The 24,942-nt window shown below is 39.5% G+C and carries 22 protein-coding genes and 1 riboswitch; of the genes, 18 read left to right on the top strand and 4 right to left on the bottom strand.

Features of this window, described 5'->3' with window-relative positions:
* The first annotated feature begins 308 nt into the window (after nt 1-308).
* The 18 genes from LQZ76_RS02825 to LQZ76_RS02740 all read left to right on the top strand — a co-directional run bounded on the left by LQZ76_RS02825 (nt 309) and on the right by LQZ76_RS02740 (nt 18,344).
* Entirely contained in the window at nt 309-1,079 is a 771-nt protein-coding gene (locus LQZ76_RS02825; protein WP_230098253.1) for an SDR family oxidoreductase, read from the top strand.
* A gap of 22 nt (nt 1,080-1,101) precedes the next feature.
* Complete coding sequence (locus LQZ76_RS02820) at nt 1,102-2,436, top strand: gluconate:H+ symporter (protein WP_230098252.1); 1,335 nt, start codon at nt 1,102-1,104, stop codon at nt 2,434-2,436.
* Nucleotides 2,437-2,666: 230 nt separating this feature from the next.
* Nucleotides 2,667-4,211 carry a malate dehydrogenase (quinone) gene (mqo, locus tag LQZ76_RS02815; protein WP_354002057.1) on the top strand — a complete coding sequence of 515 codons (1,545 nt, stop codon included), beginning with the start codon at nt 2,667-2,669 and terminating at the stop codon, nt 4,209-4,211.
* Between the two features lie 75 nt (nt 4,212-4,286).
* Nucleotides 4,287-4,388, top strand: a riboswitch (TPP riboswitch).
* Between the two features lie 115 nt (nt 4,389-4,503).
* Nucleotides 4,504-5,178, top strand: coding sequence for a TenA family protein (locus LQZ76_RS02810; RefSeq protein WP_230098250.1), 675 nt, complete (start codon nt 4,504-4,506; stop codon nt 5,176-5,178).
* A 50-nt stretch (nt 5,179-5,228) separates the two neighbouring features.
* Entirely contained in the window at nt 5,229-6,029 is an 801-nt protein-coding gene (gene thiM / locus LQZ76_RS02805) for a hydroxyethylthiazole kinase (RefSeq protein WP_230098249.1), read from the top strand.
* Nucleotides 6,022-6,831, top strand: coding sequence for a bifunctional hydroxymethylpyrimidine kinase/phosphomethylpyrimidine kinase (gene thiD / locus LQZ76_RS02800; protein ID WP_230098248.1), 810 nt, complete (start codon nt 6,022-6,024; stop codon nt 6,829-6,831). The genes thiM and thiD overlap by 8 nt, the downstream gene beginning before the upstream one ends.
* Nucleotides 6,832-6,834: 3 nt before the next feature.
* Nucleotides 6,835-7,500, top strand: coding sequence for a thiamine phosphate synthase (thiE, locus tag LQZ76_RS02795; protein WP_230098247.1), 666 nt, complete (start codon nt 6,835-6,837; stop codon nt 7,498-7,500).
* Between the two features lie 21 nt (nt 7,501-7,521).
* On the top strand, nt 7,522-7,818 hold the full coding sequence (locus LQZ76_RS02790) for a thiamine-binding protein (protein ID WP_230098246.1): 297 nt from the start codon (nt 7,522-7,524) through the stop codon (nt 7,816-7,818).
* Between the two features lie 376 nt (nt 7,819-8,194).
* Complete coding sequence (locus LQZ76_RS02785; RefSeq protein WP_230098245.1) at nt 8,195-10,252, top strand: KUP/HAK/KT family potassium transporter; 2,058 nt, start codon at nt 8,195-8,197, stop codon at nt 10,250-10,252.
* Between the two features lie 123 nt (nt 10,253-10,375).
* Nucleotides 10,376-11,677 (top strand): Y-family DNA polymerase, encoded by a 1,302-nt coding sequence (locus LQZ76_RS02780; RefSeq protein WP_230098256.1) that lies wholly within the window; start codon nt 10,376-10,378, stop codon nt 11,675-11,677.
* Entirely contained in the window at nt 11,667-12,050 is a 384-nt protein-coding gene (locus LQZ76_RS02775; protein ID WP_230098244.1) for a hypothetical protein, read from the top strand. The genes LQZ76_RS02780 and LQZ76_RS02775 overlap by 11 nt, the downstream gene beginning before the upstream one ends.
* Before the next feature lie 228 nt (nt 12,051-12,278).
* Nucleotides 12,279-13,739, top strand: coding sequence for a 6-phospho-beta-glucosidase (locus tag LQZ76_RS02770; RefSeq protein ID WP_230098243.1), 1,461 nt, complete (start codon nt 12,279-12,281; stop codon nt 13,737-13,739).
* Nucleotides 13,740-13,769: 30 nt separating this feature from the next.
* On the top strand, nt 13,770-14,093 hold the full coding sequence (locus tag LQZ76_RS02765; protein WP_230098242.1) for a PTS sugar transporter subunit IIB: 324 nt from the start codon (nt 13,770-13,772) through the stop codon (nt 14,091-14,093).
* Nucleotides 14,094-14,130: 37 nt separating this feature from the next.
* Nucleotides 14,131-14,448: a PTS lactose/cellobiose transporter subunit IIA gene (locus LQZ76_RS02760; RefSeq protein ID WP_168721414.1), complete on the top strand. Its 318-nt coding sequence runs from the start codon at nt 14,131-14,133 to the stop codon at nt 14,446-14,448.
* Nucleotides 14,449-14,543: 95 nt separating this feature from the next.
* Nucleotides 14,544-15,887, top strand: a complete 1,344-nt coding sequence (locus tag LQZ76_RS02755; RefSeq protein ID WP_230098241.1) for a PTS sugar transporter subunit IIC — start codon at nt 14,544-14,546, stop codon at nt 15,885-15,887.
* Between the two features lie 179 nt (nt 15,888-16,066).
* The gene (locus tag LQZ76_RS02750) at nt 16,067-16,186 is read left to right on the top strand and encodes a putative metal homeostasis protein (RefSeq protein WP_230098240.1); all 120 of its coding nucleotides are present in this window, start codon (nt 16,067-16,069) and stop codon (nt 16,184-16,186) included.
* Nucleotides 16,187-16,209: 23 nt separating this feature from the next.
* Nucleotides 16,210-17,256, top strand: coding sequence for a hypothetical protein (locus tag LQZ76_RS02745; RefSeq protein WP_230098239.1), 1,047 nt, complete (start codon nt 16,210-16,212; stop codon nt 17,254-17,256).
* Nucleotides 17,256-18,344, top strand: coding sequence for an NAD(P)-binding domain-containing protein (locus tag LQZ76_RS02740; protein ID WP_230098238.1), 1,089 nt, complete (start codon nt 17,256-17,258; stop codon nt 18,342-18,344). Before LQZ76_RS02745 ends, LQZ76_RS02740 begins: the two co-directional genes overlap by 1 nt.
* A 163-nt stretch (nt 18,345-18,507) precedes the next feature.
* Here LQZ76_RS02740 and LQZ76_RS02735 read toward each other — a convergent pair whose 3' ends face one another.
* The 4 genes from LQZ76_RS02735 to LQZ76_RS02720 all read right to left on the bottom strand — a co-directional run bounded on the left by LQZ76_RS02735 (nt 18,508) and on the right by LQZ76_RS02720 (nt 24,941).
* Complete coding sequence (locus LQZ76_RS02735) at nt 18,508-19,761, bottom strand: chloride channel protein (RefSeq protein ID WP_230098237.1); 1,254 nt, start codon at nt 19,759-19,761, stop codon at nt 18,508-18,510.
* Between the two features lie 160 nt (nt 19,762-19,921).
* The gene (locus tag LQZ76_RS02730; RefSeq protein ID WP_230098236.1) at nt 19,922-21,127 is read right to left on the bottom strand and encodes an amidohydrolase family protein; all 1,206 of its coding nucleotides are present in this window, start codon (nt 21,125-21,127) and stop codon (nt 19,922-19,924) included.
* Nucleotides 21,128-22,317: 1,190 nt separating this feature from the next.
* Nucleotides 22,318-22,773 (bottom strand): isochorismatase family protein, encoded by a 456-nt coding sequence (locus tag LQZ76_RS02725; RefSeq protein ID WP_290368164.1) that lies wholly within the window; start codon nt 22,771-22,773, stop codon nt 22,318-22,320.
* 326 nt (nt 22,774-23,099) lie between these two features.
* A complete protein-coding gene (locus LQZ76_RS02720; RefSeq protein ID WP_230098234.1) occupies nt 23,100-24,941 on the bottom strand; it encodes an FtsX-like permease family protein in 1,842 nt (613 codons plus the stop codon).
* Between the last annotated feature and the right edge of the window lies 1 nt (nt 24,942).

Genomic DNA, 24,942 nt, shown 5'->3' with positions numbered 1-24,942 from the left:
AGCTATCTCTATTTTTGTACTCTTTTTTACGAAACAATACAATTAGAATAAAAAATGGTACTGACACCCATGACTTAAGTCATGGCCATCAGTACCAAAAAGTATAGAACCAGAAAATACATCGTTTTCTTAGCTTTTTTATTTATCACTTAATAGTGTGCGAGTAACTTTGATAAACGGTTTAAATTATTTTTCATAAGTTATATTTTATTTAAATATGAAAATATACTATATAGAATTGACTTTTTCTTAACTTTAGCTTAATATTGTAAGCGATTACAATATTGAAAATACAAGGGGGGAAATTAATGGTAGATGTAAAAAAGCTATTTGATTTAACTAATCAAGTAGCTCTGATTACCGGTGGGGCATCAGGACTAGGTTATTATTATACACAAGCGTTAGTGGAAGCAGGTGCAGATGTATGTATTGTAAGTCGCAGTACCAAAGGATGGGCTACAACACGCGATTATGTATCTGCCCATGGCCGCCGGGTTGAATTCATCCAACAAGATATTACCGCCGCGGGGACTGCGGACAAAATAGTTGATCAATGTGTCAAAGTATATGGGAAGTTAGATATTTTAGTGAATAATGCTGGGATTCAAATTCGCAATAACTTGTTAGATTTTGAAGATGCCGATTGGTTAAAAGTCATCGATACCAATTTAAATGCGTTATACTTTTTAGCCCATGAAGCTGCCCGGGTGATGGTACCACGGCATGCAGGTAAAATTATCAATATTGGTTCAATGCAATCTTTTCGAGCCGGAAAGTATATTTATCCATATGCTGCTAGTAAGCATGGGGTAATTGGTTTAACGAAAGCCTATGCCGATGCATTAGCCCCCGAAGGGATTCAAGTTAACGTCTTGGCGCCGGGGTATATTAATACCGAAATGACGCAACCTTTACAAAAGGATCCAATCCGGAACCAAGAAATTTTAGCTCATATTCCAGCTGCTCATTGGGCTGATCCAACCGAACTTAAAGGGGCGATTGTATTTTTGGCGAGTGCTGCTTCTAATTATGTTACAGGGGCGACGATACCGGTTGATGGTGGATACTTGTTACGCTAAACGACTTTAAAGGAGAAAACTTATGCCACTTATTGCAGTTTTGATTGGGGTCATTTTATTAGTTATTTTAATTACCAAATTTAAGTTAAATACGTTTGTTTCATTGGTTATTACCGCATTTGTTGTTGGTTTGATTTTAGGGATTCCAGTTAGTAAATTACCAACCAGTATTGAAACTGGGATTGGGGGCCAGTTAGGTCACTTAGCCATTATCTTTGGTTTTGGATCAATGCTTGGGAAGCTCCTTTCTGATACGGGGGGTGGTTTTCGCATCGCCCACAAATTAATTGAAATTTTTGGCCGTAAACGGATTCAAATTGCCGTGATTATTGCATCATTTATTATCGGTTTAGCGTTATTCTTTGAAGTTGGGTTAGTTGTGCTATTACCAATTATCTTTGTGATTGCCCGTGAAGTTGACATGCCATTACTATATCTTGGAATTCCAATGGCCGCCACTTTGAATGTCGCACATGGTTTTTTACCACCGCACCCAGCACCAACTGCTGTGTCGGATGTCTTAAAAGTACCATTGGGCCACGTTTTAGTAATCGGTATCTTGGTTGCGATTCCAACAATTATTATTTCGGGACCAATTTTTAACTATTTTTTACAAAAAGTATATCCCAAGGTATATAAGCGGGACATCAATATTTCGGTCCTTGGTGACTACAAAGAATTTAACATTGATGAAACGCCTAAATTTGGGATTAGTGTCTTAACTGCTTTATTACCCGTTATTTTAATTGGGATTGGGACCATCTTAGATTTCATCTTACCTAAAGGGACATTGATTGGTAATACGGTTGCCTTTATTAGTTCACCAGACGTTGCGATGTTAATTTCATTAATCTTTGCGGTCTTTACGATGGGCCTTAACCGGGGCTTATCAATGCAAGAAATTGGCGATAAAATGGCGGGGTCCGTTAAACAAATTGCCATGATGTTATTAATCATTGGTGGTGGTGGCGCCTTCAAACAAGTCCTTGTTGATGGTGGGGTTGCCAAATTTATCGGTGATTTATTTGGTCAATCAAACATGTCACCAATTATCGTGGCCTGGTTAATCACCGCCTTATTGCGGATTAGTCTAGGTTCATCAACGGTGGCTTCAATCACTGGGGCAAGCTTAGTGACGAATATTGTTACTAATTCAAGCGTTAACCCCGTGTTGATTGTCTTAGCAATTGGGGCCGGTAGTATCTTCGCCGATCACGTTAATGATGCGGGGTTCTGGATGATTAAAGAATACTTTGGTTTGACATTGAAAGAAACATTCCTTTCATGGACAACGTTGACGTGTGTGATTTCGCTATCTGGCTTGGTATCGATTCTAGTCGCGTCATTATTCATTTAAACGTTAATTAACGTGTATAGCTTAAAATTGAAAGCGAATGAAATTTAATATTTCATTCGCTTTTTTCGTGTTTGGCATTTGAGATATTAACGTGTTAGGACGGCTGTATATGCTAAAAACTAACCAAATAAATGGGATTGTTGATAAATTTAAATTTATGGTAAAATCATAAAATTTTATCATTGTTATTTAATCGTTTTATCATTTATGCTAGAATTAACTTAATTTAAGTGGTGTTTAGGTTAATTTTATTACTGATTAGCTATACAAAAATGCGATTAAGGATGGTAATTATGAGTAACGATAAGCAAGTGATTGATGTCTTGTTAATTGGTGCAGGCATTATGAGTGCAACCCTCGGAACGTTATTGAAGGAATTAGATCCAACTTTGAATGTTCGGATATTAGAAAAAATGACTGAACCAGCCCAAGAAAGTTCTAACGAATGGAATAACGCGGGGACTGGTCATTCTGCTCTTTGTGAATTGAATTATACGTCGCTCAATAAAGATGGCTCAATCAACATTGATAAAGCTTTGAACATTAATGAAAAGTTTCAACTTTCACGGCAATTTTGGTCATATTTAGTTGAGCGAGGGGATATTAAAAATCCGACTGATTTTATTCGGGCTATCCCCCATATGAGTATGGTTCAAGGTGTTGATAATGCTGATTTTTTACAAAAACGAGTCGCGGCCTTAACTAAAAGCCATTTATTTGACGGGATGAAGTATACTGATGATCGGGCGACTTTAACTGAATGGATGCCGTTAATCATGCATGGCCGTAATGCCGACGCTAAAATTGCGGCAACTAAAATCGACTCCGGGACCGATGTTAACTTTGGGGCTCTCACACGCTTGCTATTCGCTCAATTACAACAACAAGGGGTTGAAATTGATTACGGTCACACTGTTAAAGATATTCAACGATCGGCTAATCAATTGTGGAAAGTTAAAGTAATTAATGAAGCCGGACAAGTTGAGTATTTAACGACTAAATTCCTATTTATTGGGGCTGGTGGTGGGGCCTTACCGTTACTACAAAAAACTGGCATCCCGGAAGCAAAGCACATTGGTGGCTTTCCAATTAGTGGATTATTCTTAGTATGTAAAAATCCAGTAATTGCTAAGCAACACCATGGAAAAGTTTATGGAAAAGCGGCTGTGGGAGCTCCACCAATGTCAGTTCCCCATTTAGATACGCGCTTTATTGATGGACAGAAAACGTTGTTATTTGGTCCGTTTGCTGGTTTTTCACCTAAATTTTTAAAAACTGGCTCACCGTGGGACTTAATTAATTCGGTTAAACCGGATAACTTATTAACAATGTTGGCATCCGGCACTAAAAATGTAAGCTTGGTGCAGTACTTATTAAAGGAACTAACTTTGACGAAAGCACAACGCATTGCCGAACTTCGTGAGTTTATTCCTACAGCCAAAAATGATGACTGGGAACTAATTGTTGCTGGTCAACGTGTCCAAGTTATCAAGGATACTGCTGCCGGCAAAGGTATCTTACAATTTGGAACCGAAGTTGTTACTGGTGGGAGTGGTTCAGTGGCGGCTTTACTAGGAGCTTCACCAGGTGCTTCAACTGCTGTTTCAGTGATGTTAAATGTCATTGAGACTTGTTTTGCAGATCGTATGGCTGAATGGGCTCCTAAAATTTTAGCGATGATTCCCTCGTATGGCCAAAAATTGAATGATAACCCTGCATTATTTGCCGAAATTCAAGCATACACAACTACGACGTTACAGTTAGATAACCAATGAATTCTGGAATGATACTTGTAAAAATTGAAGTAAAATGCTAATCTTAAACTCGTAAGTGTTATAACAATTATATAAATGTGTTACTAGGGGTGTGATGTACGTCACTGAGATCAGTCAGACTGGGACCCTTGAACCTGTTGAGTTGAAACTCGCGTAGGGAAGTACTGAATGCAGACCTTTTTAGTAGGTGTCAGTCCATGCGTGGATTGGCACCTTTTTTATTTGGCACCTACGTCATGTGCAACCTAGCCCTTAATTGTTGCTTATGATAATAAATTTGCTGGAGATTCTTATGTCTAAATTTTCTGAAACCTTGGTTGAACAAGCCCAACCAATCTTACAAGCCGTGATTTCACATCCATTTTTACAAGAAATCATCACGGGTGAGATTAGTAACGATGCGTTAATTACGTATGTCCAACAAGATGAATATTACCTAGGTGAATATGCAAAAGCGTTTGCGAATGCCTATTTATTGGCTAATGATGACGCACAACGGGCTTTAGTTGCCCCAAGCATTACCACCGAAGCAGAAATGATTGCGCATGAATGGTTACTTGAACATGCTGGGACCACGTTAGCAGAAGTTGGATTAGCTAAGCCCAATCCAAATACCGTAGCGTATTTAAATCATATTAAAGCTAGTGGCGCGCATAATTACTTTTATCAAATTACGGCTGTGCTACCATGTATGTGGATTTACCGTGAATTTGGCCGTATCTTAGGGCCTGAAGTTGGTATTGATACGTTACTTGGTAAGTGGTTGCACTTATATGCCAACGATATGCCGGAGTACTTTGAAATGTCAATTGTTGATGATGTGTTTGCCATGCTTGATAAGCATATCGACGAATTATCAGCTCACGATCAAGCTAACTTAATTGAGATTTTTTTACGTGGTTGTGAATATGAATACCATTTCTTTGATGCTGCTTATCGGCAACAAAAATGGCTGTATGAAGCCTAATTTATGTCAGGTGCTAAAAAATAAAATTTAATCCTAAAAGGAGTTCTACCATGTTAAATTATCAATTATTAGATCAAGTTCGTGCCACAACGCCAGTGATTGTTACGTTTGCGAATTACGTAACGCCGCAAATCGTTGCTAATGCGGTTAATGTTATTGGGGGCTCACCAATTATGAGTCTTGAACCAGCTGAAGCACCGGCCTTAGTAAGTATGGCCACCGCCGTTACATTAAATTTAGGTACGGCGCAAAGTGCAGAACTTGATTTCGTTGAATTAGTTGCTTTAGGTAAAGCCGCTAATGAGTTAGGCTTGCCCGTAATTATTGATCCCGTTGCGGTTAGCGTACCATTCCGGAGCCAATATGTTGCTCGGTTACTTAAAGAAATTCAAGTCGATGTAATCCGTGGCAATGCTAGTGAAATTGCGCACTTTGCTGGCGTGGCCGCTGAATCACGGGGGATTGATGCCGTTGGGGAAGTTGATATTGAAGCCGTGGCTGTGGCAGCTGCGCGCAAAACCGGTATGTTAATTGTATTGACGGGACCAACCGATATTGTGACGGATGGGCATAAAGTCTTTAAAATCAAAAATGGTCATGAATTGCTAGCCGCTAATGTTGGTTCAGGTGATATGCTTTCATCAGTGTTAGGAACCTTTTTACTTAAGGGGCAAGACCGTTTAGAAGGTTTAGCCTTAGCCACGCTTGCTATGGGGGTGGCTGGTCAATTAGCCGGTCAGCAAAACGAAGGTAAACCAGGTACGTTTAGTGCCGCTTTATTGGATGAACTTTACCAATTAACACCAGCTAAACTTGAAGAATTTGGTGATTGGGAGGAATTAGATGTCTAGTGATTTACAACAATTTCCGCAAATGTTAACCGTAGCTGGGATTGATTCAAGTGGTGGTGCCGGGATTAATGCTGATGTGGCGACCGCTTTTGCACACCATGTCTACCCAGCCACGGTGGTTGTTGCTGTTACAGCACAAAATACGTATGGGGTTCAAGGAGCGACGCTACTTGATACTAATATTATTGAACAACAATTTGCCAGTATTGCCGATGATTTAGCCATTAAAGCGGTTAAAACCGGGATGCTTGGTGATCGCGAACATGTTGAAATTGTTGCAGCAGCGTTAGCCAAATATGATTTAGGACCAATTATTATTGATCCAGTGATGGTTGCTAAAGGGGGTGCCAAATTATTAACCGATGATGCGATTACTGCGGTTAAAGAAAAGTTACTACCATTGGCCACTTTAGTAACGCCGAATTTATTAGAAGCCCAACAATTAACGGGTATTACGATTAATACGCCCGCCGATTTAGCCGCCGCTGCCCGAGCATTACAAGCGTTAGGGGCACAAAATGTTTTAGTTAAAGGTGGCCATGGGGCGGGTGATGAATTAACGGATTACGTCTTATTAGCTGATCAAAGTGCATTTACGTTAGTTAATCCGCGTTTAGATACTACCCGGACGCATGGCACGGGGGATACCTATGCCGCTGCAATCGCTAGTAACTTAGCCTTAGGGCATGATTTAAAGACGGCCATCACCTTGGCCAAAGATTATTTATATGCAACCGTTGCCAATGAAATTATTGTCGGTCACGGTCATGGACCATTAAATCATTGGGCTAAAGGAGAATAAGCAATGCAATTTGAAGCGAAAATGTTACGTTCATATTTAGTGATTGGGACCCAGGATTTATTAGCTGGGCAAGATTTATTAGCATTAGTTGAAGCTACTTTAAAAGCTGGTGTGACAATTGTTCAATACCGTGAAAAAGGGTCAGCTGCAATTCAAAATGCTGCCGATAAACTTGCGTTAGCACAAAAATTAAAAGACTTAACGACCAAATATCAGGTGCCATTAGTGATTGATGATGATGTCGACTTAGCTTTAGCGGTGGGAGCTGATGGCATTCATGTTGGTCAAAGTGATCAAAAGATGCAACAAGTTGTGGCTAAAATCAAGGCTAGTGCGCACCCTGAAACTTTTGTGGGCTTATCAGTTAGTAATTTAACCCAACTTGCAAATAGTGACCTAACAGGGGTAAGCTATCTAGGTAGTGGTCCGATTAAAGCGACTAGTTCTAAAGCTGATGCTGATCCTGTTATTGGGTTAGCAGGCTTAACGGCCTTAGTGCAAGCAACTGAATTACCAATCGTGGCCATCGGCGGGGTTTCTTTCACCGATGATACGGTGATTGCGGCTACTGGTGCGCATGGGTTAGCGATGATTTCCGCTTTTACTCATGCTAAAGATAGCGAATTAAACACTTGGGTACCCAAAATTAACCAAGCATTTAGTAAATAAACGAAATTTAGGAGTGAAATTATGGAAGCAAGTATTGCCATTCAAGTATTACCAAAAGCTGAAACGGACGAACGATTAATTGAAGTTGTTGATCAAGTAATTGATTACATCCAAAGTACGGGTTATAACTATCAAGTTGGGGCGTTTGAAACTAGTATTGAAGGTGATTATGAAGGATTGATGGAAGTTGTTAAGAACTGTCAATTGATTGCCATCAAAGCAGGCGCACCGGAAGTATCAGCGTACGTTAAAATTACGTACCGTCCAGAAGGTGAAGTTTTGACGATTGAAAAGAAAACTAAGAAGCACGAACACTAATTAACTTAATAATTACTAACTATAAAGAGCCAAGTGAAATTGCTGATTGCACTGGGCTCTTTTGTATTTTACTAATATTGGTAACTACAATATCTTGAGATAAAGCCATATCTTAGGGGACTTAGTAAGGTTTAAATTGCGGATTTTAAATTTAGTTGGTATGTATAAATTTTCTTAATAAAGTTAAAAACAACTTAATTGCGCTTTAGAGTAACAATCGGTAAACTCGAAGTATATAGATGAATTATTATGCTTATTTTCTAATGTAAAATATTTTTATAAGCTTGTCGATTAAACGTCCATAACGTAGAATGATAGCTAGCTTACTTTTTTAGATTAGTTAAGTGCAAATACAGAAATGGTTCGAGAGAGGGTCATGGAAAGAAAAAAAGAATTAGTATCGTTGGGAACAGCGTTAGTTGCGATTGGAATTGTGTATGGAGATATTGGAACATCACCACTCTATACAATGAATGCTATTTTAGGGCACCAAGGCGTTTTTGGTAATTTAACTAAAGACTATATCTTTGGGGCAATCTCATTAGTATTTTGGACAATTACCCTTGTTACGACAATTAAGTACGTCTTGATTGCCTTGCAAGCCGATAACCGTGGTGAAGGTGGGATTTTTGCACTGTATGCGATTGTTCGTAATCGGGCCAAGTGGTTGATTGTGCCAGCGGTGATTGGGGGGGCAGCCTTATTGGCTGATGGAACGTTAACGCCTGCCATGACGGTAACTAGTGCGATTGAAGGCCTGAAAGGTCAAAAAATTGGTAGTTTAGTATTTAGTAACAATCAAAATGTGGTGGTTGCAGTCGTTGCGGTAATTTTATTAGCGTTATTCATGTTGCAACGTTACGGTACCAATGCCATTGGGAAGTTGTTTGGTCCTGTTATGTTTATCTGGTTTGCGTTTTTAGGCCTAATGGGTATTATGAATATGGTTCATTATCCTGACATTTGGCAAGCTTTGTTACCACAGTACGGGGTTAAATTATTATTTAGTCCCGAAAATAAAGTTGGTATTTTCATCTTAGGAAGTGTCTTCTTGGCCACTACAGGATCAGAAGCCTTGTATTCTGATATGGGTCACGTTGGTAAACGGAATATCTACTTTACTTGGCCATTTGTTTTTGTAACTTTGATTTTGAATTACATGGGTCAAGGTGCGTGGACCTTAGCGCATATGAAAGCTGATGAATTCCAAAATTTAAATGTTGTTAATCCATTCTTTGCGATGATGCCTGATGCTTGGCGTATTTTTGGAATAATCATTGCGACTTTGGCAGCGATTATTGCGTCACAAGCATTAATTACCGGTTCATTTACTCTGGTAACAGAAGCAATCGGGCTAAAGATTTTACCCCGTATTCGGATGCGTTATCCTAACTTCCTTAAAAGCCAAGTCTACTTACGGGTGGTTAACTGGTTAATGTGTGCTGCAAGTTTAGGCATTGTCGTACTATTCCGCACCTCCGCACATATGGAAGCCGCGTATGGTTTGGCGATTACAGTGACGATGTTGATGACCACTTTGCTTCTATTCGAATTTATTACGATGAAACGTGGTCGGACGATTGCGTTGATGGTCGCAATTTTCTTCGGTGCTTTAGAAACACTCTTCTTAGTCGCTAGTTTAATTAAGTTTATCGATGGTGGGTATGTAACTGTATTGATTACATTAGCCATTATGTTAGTAATGGTGCTTTGGTACTTTGGTAACAAAGCACGGGATAAGTACGTTGATGAAAGTGAATATGTCTCATTACGTGATTTCCGTAAGCAATTAGTGAAATTAAGTAACGATACGACGATTCCAGAATATGCAACGAATTTAGTTTACATTGTCAATGTTAAGCAAAATTACACTATCAAACGATCAGTATTGTACTCGATTTTAGATAAACAACCTAAGCGGGCCAAAGTATATTGGTTTGTTTCAATTCATGAAACGAATGAGCCATTTGAACGCCGCTACACGGTTGATATGATGGGTACCCGCAATATTGTCTGTGTCCACCTTTACCTTGGATTTAAAGTTAGCCAAACGGTGAGCTTGTACTTACGTGAAATTGTTAACCAATTAATTGCCGAAGAAGCAATTGATTTACAAATTCAAAAATACGGTACTTGGAAAGGCCGTAAAATCGGGAACTTTAGTTATGTTGTGATGAAGCAAAAATTAGCTGATTTACAATCATTACAAAGTTCATCATTTATTGATCGGACCTTGATTGCCGGCCGATTATTCTTACAAGAAAAAATGACGGCGCCTGCCATTTGGTATGGTTTGGAATTTAGTGAAGTACTTGAAGAACCAGAACCACTCTTTATTAATCGTAAATTATCACGAAACTTACACAAAGACTATATTAAAAATACGGTCCCAGCGGATAAGTTGGTGGATAATAAGGTTGATGAAAAAGGATAGTTAAATCGTTAGAAAATCACTTGAATGATAAAATTCAGGTGATTTTTATTTTGATTAATTGCAAACAAATGTTCGTATGAGTTATAATGTTACTTAAACAAGAACAAATGTTCGCGAGGTAGAATTATGTATAACTATGCGCATGAGCAACGCGCGGTCGTATTCGTGATTGACATGAAGTCATTTTATGCCAGCGTCGAGGCGGTAGCCCGCGGATATAATCCATTACAAGTCCCTTTAGTTGTCGCTTCCCAAGCTGCCAATACTGGGAGTGGGTTAATTTTAGCAGCTAGTCCGATGGCTAAACAAAAGTATCATATTAGTAATGTTTCGCGGGTTCGCGATTTACCGAAACATGATGATTTAGTGGTTGTCCCACCGCGCATGAATTTCTATATCCAAAAAAATATCGAAGTAAATGCCATCTTTAAAAAATTTGTGGCAACCGAAGATATGCATCCGTATTCAATTGATGAGACGTTACTTGATTTAACCAAATCGTGGCATTTATTTGGTCAAAGTCCGCGTGAAGTGGCCCGTAAAATTCAATTATTGGTTAAAGAGCGCCTTGGTTTATATGTAACGATTGGGATTGGGGATAATCCCACTTTAGCTAAGCTAGCGTTAGACTTACTAGCCAAGCACCACGTTTCAATGATTGGTGAGATTCATTATGAAGATGTCCCGGATGTTTTATGGCCCGTGACAGATTTGGCGAATGTTTGGTCAATTGGTAAAAAGACTGCGTTAAAACTTCAAGCATTAAATATTAAATCATTATATGATTTGGCCCATTACAATCCGTACAAATTTAAAAGTAAATTTGGCGTGCTTGGGGTCCAGTGGTTTTTGTTAAGTTGGGGTATTGATCGGGCGGTGATTAGTGAAGCAAGCCATCCCAAAGAAAAATCCTACGGTAATTCGCAAGTGCTACCACGTGATTATACCCAACGTTTCGAGTTACATATTGTGATTCGTGAAATCGCGGAACAAGTGGCTGCTCGTCTACGTGCACACCATGTTCAAACCAGTCAAATTAGCTTAAGTATTGGTTTTTCCCGAGCAACAGTGACGGGGCATGGTTTTACGCAACAATGCCGCCTTCCCGCAACTAATAGTAGTAAATCTTTAACGCAGCAGTTGTGGCAAATCTTTGATACGCATTGGGCGGGGGAACCTGTCCGTAACATTAGTATTAGCTATGGACAGTTATCGGCGGATACAAGTCAGCAATTAGATTTATTTACGCCCGTGACCGAACAACTTAAACCACACCAGGTTGATCAAACGATTGATGCAATTCGGCAACGCTTTGGCTTTACGGCAATTGTTAAAGCTAGCAGCTTACTTAATGGGGGGACAGCCATTAGCCGGGCAAATTTAGTTGGCGGTCACGATGGTGGGAGGAAACCAGATGAACGATGAATTTTTGAATGAAGATATGTATGATGCTGATCGCACAGCACGGTTTATTTTAGCGGCCCACGATCGGGGTATGGTTAAGTGGCAAGGTTTTTACTTAGCTGATCATACTAAAGTGATTGAACAACTAGCAATGAGTGAGCAACGGCAAGAGCAATTAGTCCCTCGCCAATCATTAAGTGAAATGAGTGCCATTATGGGGGAAGCGATGCATCGACATCAACAAGTCTCGATACAACGGGCCATGGTAAATTCAGATCAAATCACGTTACCAAGTATTAAGGGGTATGTGCAAGGTTATGATGATGAAGGTTTTTTTGTTGATAACTGCCATATTGCGTATACTGATTTATGGCATGTAACACGAGATATGTAAGAAAATACAATAATTTTTTATTTATTTATAAATTAAAAAAATCATTGGATAAATGCCGATTTAAAGGCATTTTTTTGGATTTTCGCAAAAAATTAGCAGCTTATTTAAATAAAATACATTGAAAAAGATAGACAGCAACTAATAACAGTGCTATTATCTAACTTGTAAATGAAAGCGTTTACAGAGAGCGGTTACATTTTACAAAAACTTGAAGGGTAGATAAGATACATGACTTATAGATTAGCCGATGAATTTTTATGGGGTGGCGCGATTGCAGCCCACCAAGCAGAAGGTGCCTGGAATGTTGACGGAAAAGGGGTCTCCATTGCTGATATTTTAACAGCAGGTGATGCTAAGACCCAACGCCGCGTAACAGATGGTGTCCAAGAAGGTAATAATTATCCTAATCACCACGGGATTGATTTTTATCACACTTACGCTGAGGATCTTGAATTAATGGCTGAATTAGGGTCGAATGCTTTCCGGACATCGATTGCCTGGACACGTATTTTCCCTAATGGCGATGATGAGCAACCAAATGAAGCGGGTCTAGAATATTATGACAAAATGTTCGATAAAATGCACGAATTAGGTATCGAACCAGTCATTACATTAAACCACTTTGAAATGCCATATCACTTAGTTAAGGAATATGGTGGTTGGACTAATCGCAAGCTCATTGACTTGTTTGTGCACTATGCTGAAGTTGTTTTCAATCGTTACCGCGATAAGGTAACTTACTGGATGACGCATAATGAAATCTCAAATCAAGCCGGCATTAATCTGGGTGCACATGCACAATTCTTTGTTTGGACGAACTCCGGTTTTGTTTTCAATGGTGATGAAACCTTGAATGAAAAAATCGCTAAGATGGTTCAAGCCGCACACTATGAATTGGTAGCTTCAGCTAAAGTGGTGGCATTAGGTCACAAGATTAATCCTAACTTCAAAATCGGAGGTATGGTCAATGTAGCACCATTCTATCCAGCGTCACCATCACCAAAAGATATGCTCGCGTTCCAAAAAGCACGCCAATCACGTGACTGGTTTAGCGATGTTCATATTAATGGTGAATACCCAGTTGAAATCGAACGCTTGTATGAGAAATTTGGTTTCCGACCAGATATTACCGAACAAGATCGGGCCGATTTAAAAGCTGGGACAATCGATTACTTAGCGGTTTCATACTACAGTTCAACAACCGTTAAAGCAGTCGACAATCCAGATAACTTCAAAAATGCGTATGCAAGTTATGAAGTTACTAGCAATCCATATATTGAAACCAATGATTGGGGTTGGGGCCTTGATGCTGATGGGTTACGTTACTCATTAAATGAATTGAGTGAAATGTATCCACACACTCCAATTATGATTGTTGAAAATGGATTAGGAGCTTATGACAAGCTCGAAGATGACCAATCAATTCATGATCCATACCGGATTGATTACTTAAAACACCATATTCAAGCAATGGAAGAAGCAATTGTTGAAGATGGCGTGCAAGTAATTGGCTACCTTTCATGGGGCCCAATTGATATCGTTTCCGCCGGAACTGGTGAAATGAAGAAACGATACGGATACATCTATGTTGACTTGGACGACTTCGGTGAAGGTACTGGCCGGCGTTTCAAGAAGGATTCTTTTAAGTGGTATCAACAAGTGATTGCCTCAAAGGGCAGTGACTTATAATACAAAAATTATTTAAGTGAGGGATTTATCATGGCAGAAAAAACTATTATGCTTGCATGTGCAGCTGGAATGTCAACTTCATTGTTGGTTGAACGGATGAAGCAAGCCGCAATTACAAAGGGTAAGGATTACGAAATCTTTGCTAAGTCAACCGCAGACATCGATGCGCAATTGAGTAGCACTGATGCTAAACCAGACGTATTGTTACTTGGACCACAAGTGGGTTACATGAAGGCGGAAGTTAAGTCAAAGACTGATGCTGCTGGTATTCCAATGGACGTAATTAACATGACCGACTACGGTATGATGCGCGGTGACAAAGTCCTTGACGCTGCAGAAGCATTATTGAAATAAGATATACGTTTACTAGTTAAACAAGGGGAGAATTAGAATGAACGAAGAACACATGGAAGTTGTAATGGGTTTGATTATGCATGGTGGCAATGCTAAAGGCTATGCCTACCAAGCAATTCAAGATGCTAAAGCCGGCAACTTTGATGAAGCAGACCAAAAGATTGAACTTGCTAATCAAGAATTGAAAGCAGCACATGATACCCAAACAGGCATGCTTACCCAGGAAGCCCAAGGTAATCACGTGGAAGTTGACTTGTACATGGTTCATGGCCAAGATCACTTGATGAATGCAATCACATTCAAAGATTTAGCAGTTGAAATCATTGAGTTATTGCGTCGTCTCGATGAAAAATAAGGACTTGCCTAGAGAAGGCGTAGAACTCGTATAAACAAATATTATTACTAACAGCTATAGATAATTTTATTTTAAAGAAACGGGTGTACGGACTTATGAACACATTTATTAATGAAAAACTCTTACCACCGGTAATGAAGTTTGTTAACACGCGGCCGATGACTGCGATTAAAAATGGGATGCTTTACCCAATTCCATTTATCATTATTGGGGCGATCTTCTTGATTTTGGGAAACTTCCCATATCAACCAATTGCCGATTACTTAACTAAGATTGGTTTAAGTCCAATCTTTGCCCAAGCGTATAACGGTTCATTTGCGGTCATGGCATTACTTGCCGTGTTCGGGATCGCTTACAGTTGGGTGCACAATGAAGGTTTTGAAGCCGTATCAGCTGGTTTACTAGCTGTGATCGTTGACTTCATTCTTCAACCAAACGTTATTACAACCGTTACTAATGTTGCTGACCCAACTAAGACATCAACTAAGTTCATGGTTTCAAACGTTATTGACAAGACATGGCTTGGTGGTAAAGGTATGTTGATGGCCATCATCGTTGGATTACTTGTTGGATGGGGTTACAGCTGGTTCCTTAAAAAGGGAATCACAATTAAGTTACCTGAACAAGTACCAGCTAACGTGGCAGCATCATTTACAGCGTTGATTCCTGCCGCTGCAATTATTGTGGCCGCTACGGTTATCTACGGTATCTTTAGCCTTGGTCTTAACACAACCATCGTGGAATGGATTTACGCCGTTATTCAAACACCACTTCAAAAAGTTACAGATGGTCCGGTTGGTTTGTTTGTAATTACATTCTTACCAGTGTTCCTTTGGTTCTTTGGGGTTCACGGATCATCAATCATCGGTGGGGTTATGGGACCTCTTCTTCTTGCTAACAACGCCGATAACTTAGTCCTTTACAAGGCTGGTAAGTTAAGCCTTGCTAATGGTGCACACATTATCACTCAATCATTTATGGACCAATTTATTACCGTTACTGGTGCCGGGGTGACCATCGGGATTGTCGTCTTCATGTTACTTGGTGCTAAATCAGCCCAAATGAAGACGCTTGGTAAATTGGAAATCGGACCTGCTTTGTTTAACATCAATGAACCTGCCTTGTTCGGTGTGCCAATTGTATTGAACCCACTTCTTGCTGTACCATTTATCCTTACACCAGTTGCTATTGGTATCTTAAGTTACTTAGCAATCTTATTTGGAATTATTCCACCAATGAATGGTAGTTTTGTTCCTTGGACAACACCAGCCGTTATTTCAGGTCTTATCGTTGGTGGTTGGAAAACTGCTTTATGGCAACTTCTTATGTTGGCAATGACAGTTGTTATCTACTGGCCATTTGCTCGTAAATACGACCGTATCTTATACCAACAAGAACTTGATAACGCAGCTGCTGAAGGCATTACACCTGAAGCATAATACTTCATATCAATCTTATATATCTTATCGAAAAAGCGATTGCTCCGGCAATCGCTTTTTTATTACCTTCCGTCTAAAAAGTAATAATTACTATTTAGTTGACATTAAGATTTGTTTCCGCTATGATGTTTTTACAGTTAGTTAACTTATTAATTAAAAATGTTGATTGGAGAAATATCATGAATCAAAAAATATCATTAGCAACGGCCTATCGTCAATTAAAGAGCCCTAATATCAAAACGCGGGAACGGGCCTTACAAATCATTCGCGCTGCCAAACGCCAAGTCACAGCCAAATAATTAAATTAATCGTAGGTCAAAACATGCTCCAGTTGAGTGAATTTTTAGTAATGATCCCAATGATTATTAGTGTTGGGGTGCTATACTTAGACTATTTTCCTGTGCACCAACGCCAACAGTTAGGGAAACAATTTATGGGGTTACTAAGCATGGGGTTTGTAATTTGGTGGTTATGCGGATACCCGTTAGCGACTGGTAATTCAGTTAGGAGTGGTACGACGCTAACCGTCTTAATACAATTTGAATTTTATGCGTATGCCTTAGCCATGTTTAGTGGCACATTTTTTAGTCACTATACTAGTAAGCACGCGTTAATTTTTGTGCCGCTTTGGACGGGATTAGTATACTGTCCGATTGCTTGGTTACTATGGGCCAATGATGGTTGGTTATTAAAATTAGGTGCGCTGGATTTTTCCGGTGGGCTAGTTGTCCATGTGACGGCCGGTATCACTAGTCTAGTATTAGGTCGCCGGTTACTAAACCAACAAAGGAGGTTTCAACAGTTACCACCAACTAATCAAGGCCGGCATATCATTGCCATTGGGTTAATTACATTAGGTTGGTTTGGCTTTAACGCTGCCCCAGCTAATGATAATGTTGAACTAATTAAGCAGACGATTTTAAATACGTTAATGGCGATTGGTGGGAGTGTTTTAGGGGTTAGTTGGGTTATGTGGTGGCAAACGCGTAAGTTACAGTTAACTGATATCACTACCGGAATGTTAGGTGGTTTAGTAATTAGCACGATTTCAGTTGGTTACGTAACTCCATTGATTAGTCTACTGATTGCTTTGGGTAGTAGTATTGGCATGGTTTATCTTATGCAATGGAGTCATCAACAGCAGGTGTTTTTTGATGCGGTTGACTCATTTGCGATGAATGCCGGTGGGGCAATATTGGCAACATTAATTTTTATGCTCGTGGCATGGTGGCAGCATCCATCAGGCTGGGCGTGGATTGAAATAGGAGCTGTCGGCGTAGTTAGTCTGATAACGTGGTTGGGTACTGAAATTGCGATTGGCATCAGTATTTGGTGGCAACAAGTTATATTGGAGAAAGACAGTATATAATGGAAAGAAAAATTAAAATTGTTGTGATTGGCGGTGGGGCAGCAGGGATTGGATTTGCTAAAGCCCTCCAACAATATGGTGAAACGGACTACTTAGTCATTGAGCAAGCGACGATTGGAAGCAGTTTTACGCGATGGCATCCGCACACCCAGTTCATTTCCCCGTCATTTACAAGTAATCAGTTTGAAATGATTGATTTAAACGCAGTCAGTCCGGATAGTTCGCCGGCCATATGTACCCATTGTGAACATCCGCATGGACATGACTACTGCCAATATTTACAAATGTTAGCACATGATGCCCAATTAAAGATCCAAGAACACACTACGGTTGTTGGCATAACGAAGCTATCTGATGGGTGGTATCAGTTACAATTAAGTACCGGTGAAACGGTGGTTACAAAGTATGTAATTTTTGCCCTTGGTGACTTTCACAATCCAACCACTGGAGACATTAAGGGACACGAACATGGGATTCATTACTGCGACTTTGATATTGTGCAAGCGGATAATCAAGTTGACCACGTAATTATTGGTGGTAATGAAGCGGCCTTTGATACGGCGATTCAATTAGCGCAACGTGGGATTAAAACAACCATCTATACCACGCAAAATAATTTTAAATTAGCGGAAATCGATCCAAGTAAACGCTTAGCCACTTACACTTATGAACGTTTTAAGCAGTACGAAGCGTTGATTACCATTAAAACTGGCTATTGGTTAACCGAAATTCAGGCAGCCAATGGCGAGTATCTATTACAATTTAAAAATGGGTTAACACATTCGAGTACACAGCGCCCAATTTTGGCCACGGGATTTAATATTAATCATAATCCATTAGTCCACCAATGGTTTGCGAGTTCCAAGCAACACGTAATATTAGATGAAAATGATGGTTCAACATTAGCGCCAAATATATTTATGATTGGACCTGCAGTACATTTTAAAGATACCATTCTATGCTTTATTTACAAATTTCGACAACGCTTTGCGCCGATGATTGAGTTAATTTTTAAACGTGAAGGGCAAGTAATTCCACAAGCCGCCCATGATTTGTATCTGCGTAATAATATGTTCTTACAAGTTTAAATAAGCATGTGTGTTTGATAAGTGTTAATCGGCAACTGCGGTCAAAACACGTTCCAGCAGTCCGATATATTCGTAATACGAAAATAACCACCTTGAAGAGTATTTCTTCAAGGTGGTTATTTAGTGTATTTCTCGATATCGCCCGACTGCTGTCACGCTCTTATTATTTAGGTTTGATGATTAACCGTGAGAAAGCGGCAGCTAAGCAAACCCCAAGTCCCATTGGTAAGTAGGCATCTGAGCCTAAGTGAGTAACTTCAATAATCATAAACAAAGCCATTAATGGTGCTTGTTGTGAAGCGGCCAATAATGAAACAGCACCTAAGAGGGCCCCTTGTTGTGGTTCAATTCCAAAGAGGGGACTCGCTAAGGCACCAAAGGCAGCTCCAATCGCAATTGACGGCGTCAAGGTACCACCAGCAGCGCCAGCCCGGATGGTAAAGACCGTTACAACGGCTTTTAAAATTGCGCCAATGGCTAGTAAGTACAATAATTTAGTCCCAGTATTACTAATTGATAATTGCGCAAGGGCCCGACCATTACCCATGATTTGCGGTAAGATGAAGGCGGCAATTAAACCGGTAACCACACTGACAACTGGTAATTGCCAAAGAACGTGCTTAGTGTGCGTTTGATTTTTTTCCGCCCATTGGCAAGCTTGGCGGAATAAGGCTCCAAGAATCCCAGCAAGGGTGCCAACAATCAAGACAAAGGGCAGCAACGCCACGGAAAATTTAGTATCAGTGATGAAGTAGTATGGTTGGAACCCTTTTTCAAGCGAACCAATTAACATCGCAATCGTTGACATTGATAAACTAACGATCACCGTGCGCATTGATACTTTCTTAAGTAGGATTTCAACAGCGAACAACATCCCAGTGATGGGCGCAATATATACCCCGGCAAAACCAGCCCCGGCCGCACTGGCAATTAACAATTGTTGACTTTCAGTTGAAAGGGTATCTAAACCGGTTTTGGCCAAGATTTGGTTCCACTTGTTAGCGATTAATGCCCCGGCTTCACGGGGGGCAAGTTCACGACCAACTGAGCCACCAACCCCAACGTAAAAAATTTGCGTAATTACGTGAATGACCATTGGTAAAACCGGCATGTTTTTACCTTTGAGGGCGGCATTGATACTAACGGGACCTTGTGTTTTACTGCGAAGAAGGTACCACACAATCGCAGCGATAATACCACCGATAACAACGGAACCAAAGCGATGCCAAGGTAACGTTGCTACTGGGGCGGGGTTAAGCATAGTTTCTTTGAAATTAAGAAAAACGTGCTCAACTAATGATAGCAATAAACTTAGTACAACTGAGCTACATCCAACCAAGACCCCTAAGACAATGGTAGAAATGGCTAAGACAAGTGACTCAGGCATACGGCGTGTTGCTGAATTTTGGTTTAGCATAACTAAAAAACTCCTCAATTTAGCTTAAAATATAATAAAAAGTCATAAACGACCAAAAGTTAAGTATACACGCCCAAATTTTGTAAAACAACGCACAAGCTAGGCTTAAGTAAAACTTATACACCAACGATAGTTAGCAATTACCCACACCGCACTCGGTTTAATGTAATTGGTTACCAGCAAAGGCCGAGTAGGTCACCGGTGTTTGGCGCGTTACAAATTCAGGCGTACAAGTGGCGGGCGTTAATAAGAAGGTTGCTTGATTGCCGATTTGCGGCCATTGTTGGTGACCATTTGAATCAAGCGGCACAATCCCGTCAGTAACTAAGCCCAGTAATTGTGTAAGTTCGATTTGATCTTTAATGCCGAGAATTTCACCTAAGCGGGCGAGCTTTTGTTGCAAGGAACCATCGCCATATGGTGACCAACTATCATAGACGTTGTCACAGCCTAAGTGTACTGGCACTCCCGCTTGACGTAATTCTTGAATCGGTGGCAGGGTGTTACTTGATAATGGCACACTTGAGACAATATGAATTTTAAGGGCCGCCAGGGCAGGAAAGACTTCCGCGCGTTCCGTTGGGGTAAAGTCATTGAGCCCAAAGGCATGACTAATAAAGACTTGATCTTGGAGGTGGTGTTTGGCAGTTAAGCGGATAATTTCACGAATGGTTTGCGTACCGGCGACACCGCGATCATGGACATGGATATCAATCCCAACATGATACTTAGTTGCTAAGCGGAATGTTTCAGCTAGGGACGCTTGATAATCACCATCAAGTGAGTATGGATCAACACCTCCGATGAATTTAGCACCGCGTTGGAGGGCGGCTTCGACTAATGCGCTCGCATGTGAACGCAACAAACCGTGCTGTGGAAAGGCGACTAGCTCGACGGCGAGATCTTCACGTTGGGCCAGCGCTTGAATTGCATCAAAATACCGTAATTCAGTCATCGGTTCAATATCGATATGCGACCGAAATTGGGTAGCACCAGCTGCTAACTCGCGCTTAATTAAATTTGTGGCGCGTTCGGTAATGGAAAGTTTTAGTGCATCGAGTTGCGGAATTTCGGTTTCAAAGCGCTCAACCAAGGTCGCGGCTGGTGTTACGGGTTGCCATGGCGTACCTAATTTACTCTTATCAAGGTGACAATGTTTTTCAACTAATCCCGGTAATAATAATTGATTTTGACCATCAATTACAGTAGTGGTACCATCAAGTTGCCACGCTTGCTGCGCAACAATTTGGGTAAACTGACCATCAGTAACTTCAAGTGCAACACATTGCGTTGTCGTACCATTAACCCAATCATTTTGTTGCGTGTAACCAGTTTCAATATGAACGTTTGTTAACCAATAATGCATGTTAGACTCCCTTACATAGATCAAAATTTTTAATAACTCTTTTGTAAACGTTTTCATTTTAATGAAAAATTGTTAAATATGCAATTCTACTTTAAATCTTACGGCAAATTGTTGATTTAGCAAGCTTTTTAGACCTTTAAACCGCGTTTATTAGCTGTTTGTCGCTTGATTAGCATTATTTTACCGGTTATTATGGATATTTGATCGGAATTCACCCGTCAAATATGCCAAATTTACTCAAATCAATATCTGATTGCTGGTTTGCTGACTTGGCTAATTAATCAATCAGCAATCAATTTAACGCACCGATTTTAGCAAACGTTAAATTCAACAAGTTCAAAATTCAATTTAAAATTGCTGAAAATTTGGTGATTTTAAAACGCAAAATTTCAAATGCAATTCCTAAATAATTGATGCATGCAGTCACACAACGAAGCGCGTGACAACAACGCCAATGAATTGATCAGCTGCTGGTGATTACAAAACTGGCGAACGAAAAAAGTAAACGGGGGATTGTGGGTTTAAACATAACTATTTTATCTACTTTCTAGTTTACATAATATATATTATCCTAAGTTATAACTAACGAAATCATGGCTATAAATTATTGCTTTTTATCGCTAAAATCCGCCTTATTTAGCTAAAAACTCCCCCGATTTATTGCCATTTGATTTTTTGAAAAATCAATCTGTTGGTTGCTGGTCAGTCTTGATAACGGAAACTGGTGGTTTTTTAGGTGCTTAATCAGCTATAAATGCTGTTATATCAACGTTTATAGCTGATTTTATCTTTTAAATGCCAGCTAAACATGATCATACCAGCGTGTTAATTTTTCAAAAAATCTGTACTTTTATGACTTATTTACTGACTTTAGTGTCTTTTACGCCTAAAATACCGTTAAACTACGCTTACCAAGCTTGCTAACTCACTAGCTACGGTTAACTGATCTATAGCGGTTTGTTAGCAACTAATATGGCTACTTATTGGTACTTTCAGGACGTTATCGATTTAGTTGCTGCGGTACGCTGGCTATTATTCAGCTGACCGTTAGTAAAAATCCCTACTTACTTGTGAATTTTTCACAAGTAAAACGAGTTGTAGCGACACCGATGGATCTAACAACGCGCACGCAATTGCTAGCTAAATAAAAAACCACTAGCATGCACTAGTGGTCAAAAATATCATTGATATTAAACAACTGCTGCGACTAACCGTTCTTGCCATAAGCGTTCAAAATAAGCAACGGTTTGCTCCGCACTCATGTATTGGTTATCATGGGTACTTGTTAAACCTTTGTGTAATTGCACTTCATACCCTAGCCCGTGTGCCATCGTCATGGTAACATCAAGGCAACCTTCTGTTTGGGTGCCACAAAACTCAATTGCTTCAACTTGGTGCTCTTGTAAAATTGCTTGAAGTTTAGTGCCATAAAAAGCGTTACAATGTGCTTTTTGAAGATAGTAATCTTCGTCTGAATGATGAACCTCATTGAGAATATTCCATGGATCAGTCTCACGAACTAAGTTACTATCATTATTTTGAACAAAAATGATTGGTTTGTCATGTGACCAATATTCGCGAATGCGGTCATTAATCCCCGTAATTAATTGGTCCAAATTTGCTAATGGCTTGTCCCCGCGACAAATTCCATTTTACATGGCCATCACTACTAATGCGTCTGCTAACATAAAAATCCCCCGATACTATGCGCTATGCGTATGTTGTTTGAGTAAACTATTAGTAACTGCTACTAATAATTCATACAAATAATATACCATTAAAATAGTGTTAAAAGTGGGATTTCTATGAGTAAACTTGGTATTTTTTTAATTTATACAAACATTATCTATAAATTATTAATTTTTCATTAATCGTAAAGATATTGAATTACTAATAAGTATTATCTTTTTAATAATGTAATATTAAAAAAACCAACTATTAACTTAGTTGGTTTTAATTTTATTCAAATGAATTACTTATCACCCTTTTTTAACATTCGTTGGTAGACCACAACCGTTAAAATATAATACAACACGTAAAAACTAACGATAATGAGTAATGAAGACGTTAGCCCGATATATGGATTAACCATTACCGCTTTAAACATCGGTAAGCCATAAACGACATCAATAATCCCAATCGTTAATGGGACGATGAAGATAATCGCAATTTCAACCGCATTGGCTAACATCCGTTGGCCTGGTGTCGCCCCAATCATAGCAAGAATTTGATAACGGCGGCGATCAGTTTCAACATTGCTTAATACTTTAAACATTAAGGTACTTGCCAACATAACTAAGAAGGCAATGGCTAAGAAAAAGCCCATAAATTCAAGACCGCCAAAGACCCCTTTAGATATTACTAAGAATCCATATGCCCCACTAACACCAAGTGTTGCTAACGTTGGGAAGCGCTTAGTTTGCGCTGCGGTAAGTTTTTTAAGAATTTGCGCATTTGGTTGTGCCGTCATATTTTTAACATGCACAATTGTAACCCGTTTGATGGGTGCCGTACTAATAGCAAACTTCCGCGCATCGACTGTATTACCAACACTTAGATGATTAGGATTAGTAGCTGTGGCTAAATTCTGTAATGTCTGGCGAATTAAAAATTCCGATGAATTCGGCTTATTAATTTGTTGGGCAGTACCAAATTGAATTTTAGGAACACCCGCGGTCAGCGTACTATTTTCGGCTTTATAATAAGGCAATGGATCCCGATTAAATTGAGCGGCATCCCAGACAATCTCATGCGTAAGTTGCTTATATTGATAGGTTTTGGTGTAGGTCACACCTTGTAATTGACTAATTAACTGCTTATCTTGCTTTGAAGGTTGATTAATATTAATGGTAAATGGTGATGATTGTTCAGCGAGCGTTGGGGTACTAAGTTCATAGCCACGGCCAACCGTTAAAGCCCCTAATGCTAAGGCAAAGAGTAACGTAACAATCGTTAAAATTCGTTCAAAAGCCCGTAGACGGAAACTAAGTTGACCCAAGGTGAATTTACGCAAGCCCATGTTTGCAAATGAACTACTTTGTAACAAGTTTAAAACCAGTGTTAAACTACTGCGAATAAACAAGTAAGTTCCACTAATATTCAACCCAATCGCTAATATCAAGGACATGAAGATCATAGTCCCTTTAGCAACTAATTGAGTCATTACAACAAAACTTAAGATCAGTAAGGCAATCCCAATAATTCCGGTAATGAAGTTCGCAGCTCCCGTTTTAGGTGTTTTTTCAGCTGCTTGATTTGCTTGTAGTAGTTTATTAATATCAGTTCGATTGATATATAGTTGGTTAAAAAAGCCGTTTAAACTAAAGACGATAATAAAATAACAGATGGTTACGATAAAACCAGTGCTATTAAAGATTTGCCAATGTGGTAATGTTAAATCTAGTTGTTTTTGTAAGACGCTCCCAGCGACCGCCGTTAACCCAGCGCCTAAAAAACTACCTAAGACTAGTGAAATTAAACCAAGTAGGAACGTTTCCATAAATAGTAAACGACTGATACTTAGTTTGTTAGCACCAAACATCATTAAGAGGCCGTATTCGCGTTGGCGTAATTGGACTAAAAAGCGATTAGCAAAATTTAGATAAACAAAGGTAATTAAGCCTAACAAGACTTCACCAATGATAAAAACCACAACGATTGATTTAATTGAAGTGTTGGCAGTTAGGAAAGCTTTATTATTTGCCACTGTACTAAACATGTAGAAGATAGCGGTTGAAATTACTAAACCAGCAAAGAGAATTAATAAATCTTTCCATTTTGTTTTAATCGTTTGGATGGCAATTTTAGTTAACATA

This window comes from Periweissella ghanensis (assembly GCF_918814755.1).
GTDB lineage: Bacteria > Bacillota > Bacilli > Lactobacillales > Lactobacillaceae > Periweissella > Periweissella ghanensis.
The sequence above is the reverse complement of the archived record's forward strand: the minus strand, read 5'-3'. Positions and strand labels throughout refer to the sequence as shown.

Excerpts from the sequence above, each read along its gene's own strand:
- LQZ76_RS02825 (WP_230098253.1), top strand. The coding sequence starts at position 309 with ATGGTAGATGTAAAAAAGCTATTTGATTTAACTAATCAAGTAGCTCTG.
- LQZ76_RS02820 (WP_230098252.1), top strand. The coding sequence starts at position 1,102 with ATGCCACTTATTGCAGTTTTGATTGGGGTCATTTTATTAGTTATTTTA.
- LQZ76_RS02810 (WP_230098250.1), top strand. The coding sequence starts at position 4,504 with ATGTCTAAATTTTCTGAAACCTTGGTTGAACAAGCCCAACCAATCTTA.
- thiM (WP_230098249.1), top strand. The coding sequence starts at position 5,229 with ATGTTAAATTATCAATTATTAGATCAAGTTCGTGCCACAACGCCAGTG.
- thiD (WP_230098248.1), top strand. The coding sequence starts at position 6,022 with ATGTCTAGTGATTTACAACAATTTCCGCAAATGTTAACCGTAGCTGGG.
- thiE (WP_230098247.1), top strand. The coding sequence starts at position 6,835 with ATGCAATTTGAAGCGAAAATGTTACGTTCATATTTAGTGATTGGGACC.
- LQZ76_RS02790 (WP_230098246.1), top strand. The coding sequence starts at position 7,522 with ATGGAAGCAAGTATTGCCATTCAAGTATTACCAAAAGCTGAAACGGAC.
- LQZ76_RS02785 (WP_230098245.1), top strand. The coding sequence starts at position 8,195 with ATGGAAAGAAAAAAAGAATTAGTATCGTTGGGAACAGCGTTAGTTGCG.
- LQZ76_RS02775 (WP_230098244.1), top strand. The coding sequence starts at position 11,667 with ATGAACGATGAATTTTTGAATGAAGATATGTATGATGCTGATCGCACA.
- LQZ76_RS02770 (WP_230098243.1), top strand. The coding sequence starts at position 12,279 with ATGACTTATAGATTAGCCGATGAATTTTTATGGGGTGGCGCGATTGCA.
- LQZ76_RS02765 (WP_230098242.1), top strand. The coding sequence starts at position 13,770 with ATGGCAGAAAAAACTATTATGCTTGCATGTGCAGCTGGAATGTCAACT.
- LQZ76_RS02760 (WP_168721414.1), top strand. The coding sequence starts at position 14,131 with ATGAACGAAGAACACATGGAAGTTGTAATGGGTTTGATTATGCATGGT.
- LQZ76_RS02755 (WP_230098241.1), top strand. The coding sequence starts at position 14,544 with ATGAACACATTTATTAATGAAAAACTCTTACCACCGGTAATGAAGTTT.
- LQZ76_RS02750 (WP_230098240.1), top strand. The coding sequence starts at position 16,067 with ATGAATCAAAAAATATCATTAGCAACGGCCTATCGTCAATTAAAGAGC.
- LQZ76_RS02745 (WP_230098239.1), top strand. The coding sequence starts at position 16,210 with ATGCTCCAGTTGAGTGAATTTTTAGTAATGATCCCAATGATTATTAGT.
- LQZ76_RS02740 (WP_230098238.1), top strand. The coding sequence starts at position 17,256 with ATGGAAAGAAAAATTAAAATTGTTGTGATTGGCGGTGGGGCAGCAGGG.
- LQZ76_RS02735 (WP_230098237.1), bottom strand. The coding sequence starts at position 19,761 with ATGCTAAACCAAAATTCAGCAACACGCCGTATGCCTGAGTCACTTGTC.
- LQZ76_RS02730 (WP_230098236.1), bottom strand. The coding sequence starts at position 21,127 with ATGCATTATTGGTTAACAAACGTTCATATTGAAACTGGTTACACGCAA.
- LQZ76_RS02720 (WP_230098234.1), bottom strand. The coding sequence starts at position 24,941 with ATGTTAACTAAAATTGCCATCCAAACGATTAAAACAAAATGGAAAGAT.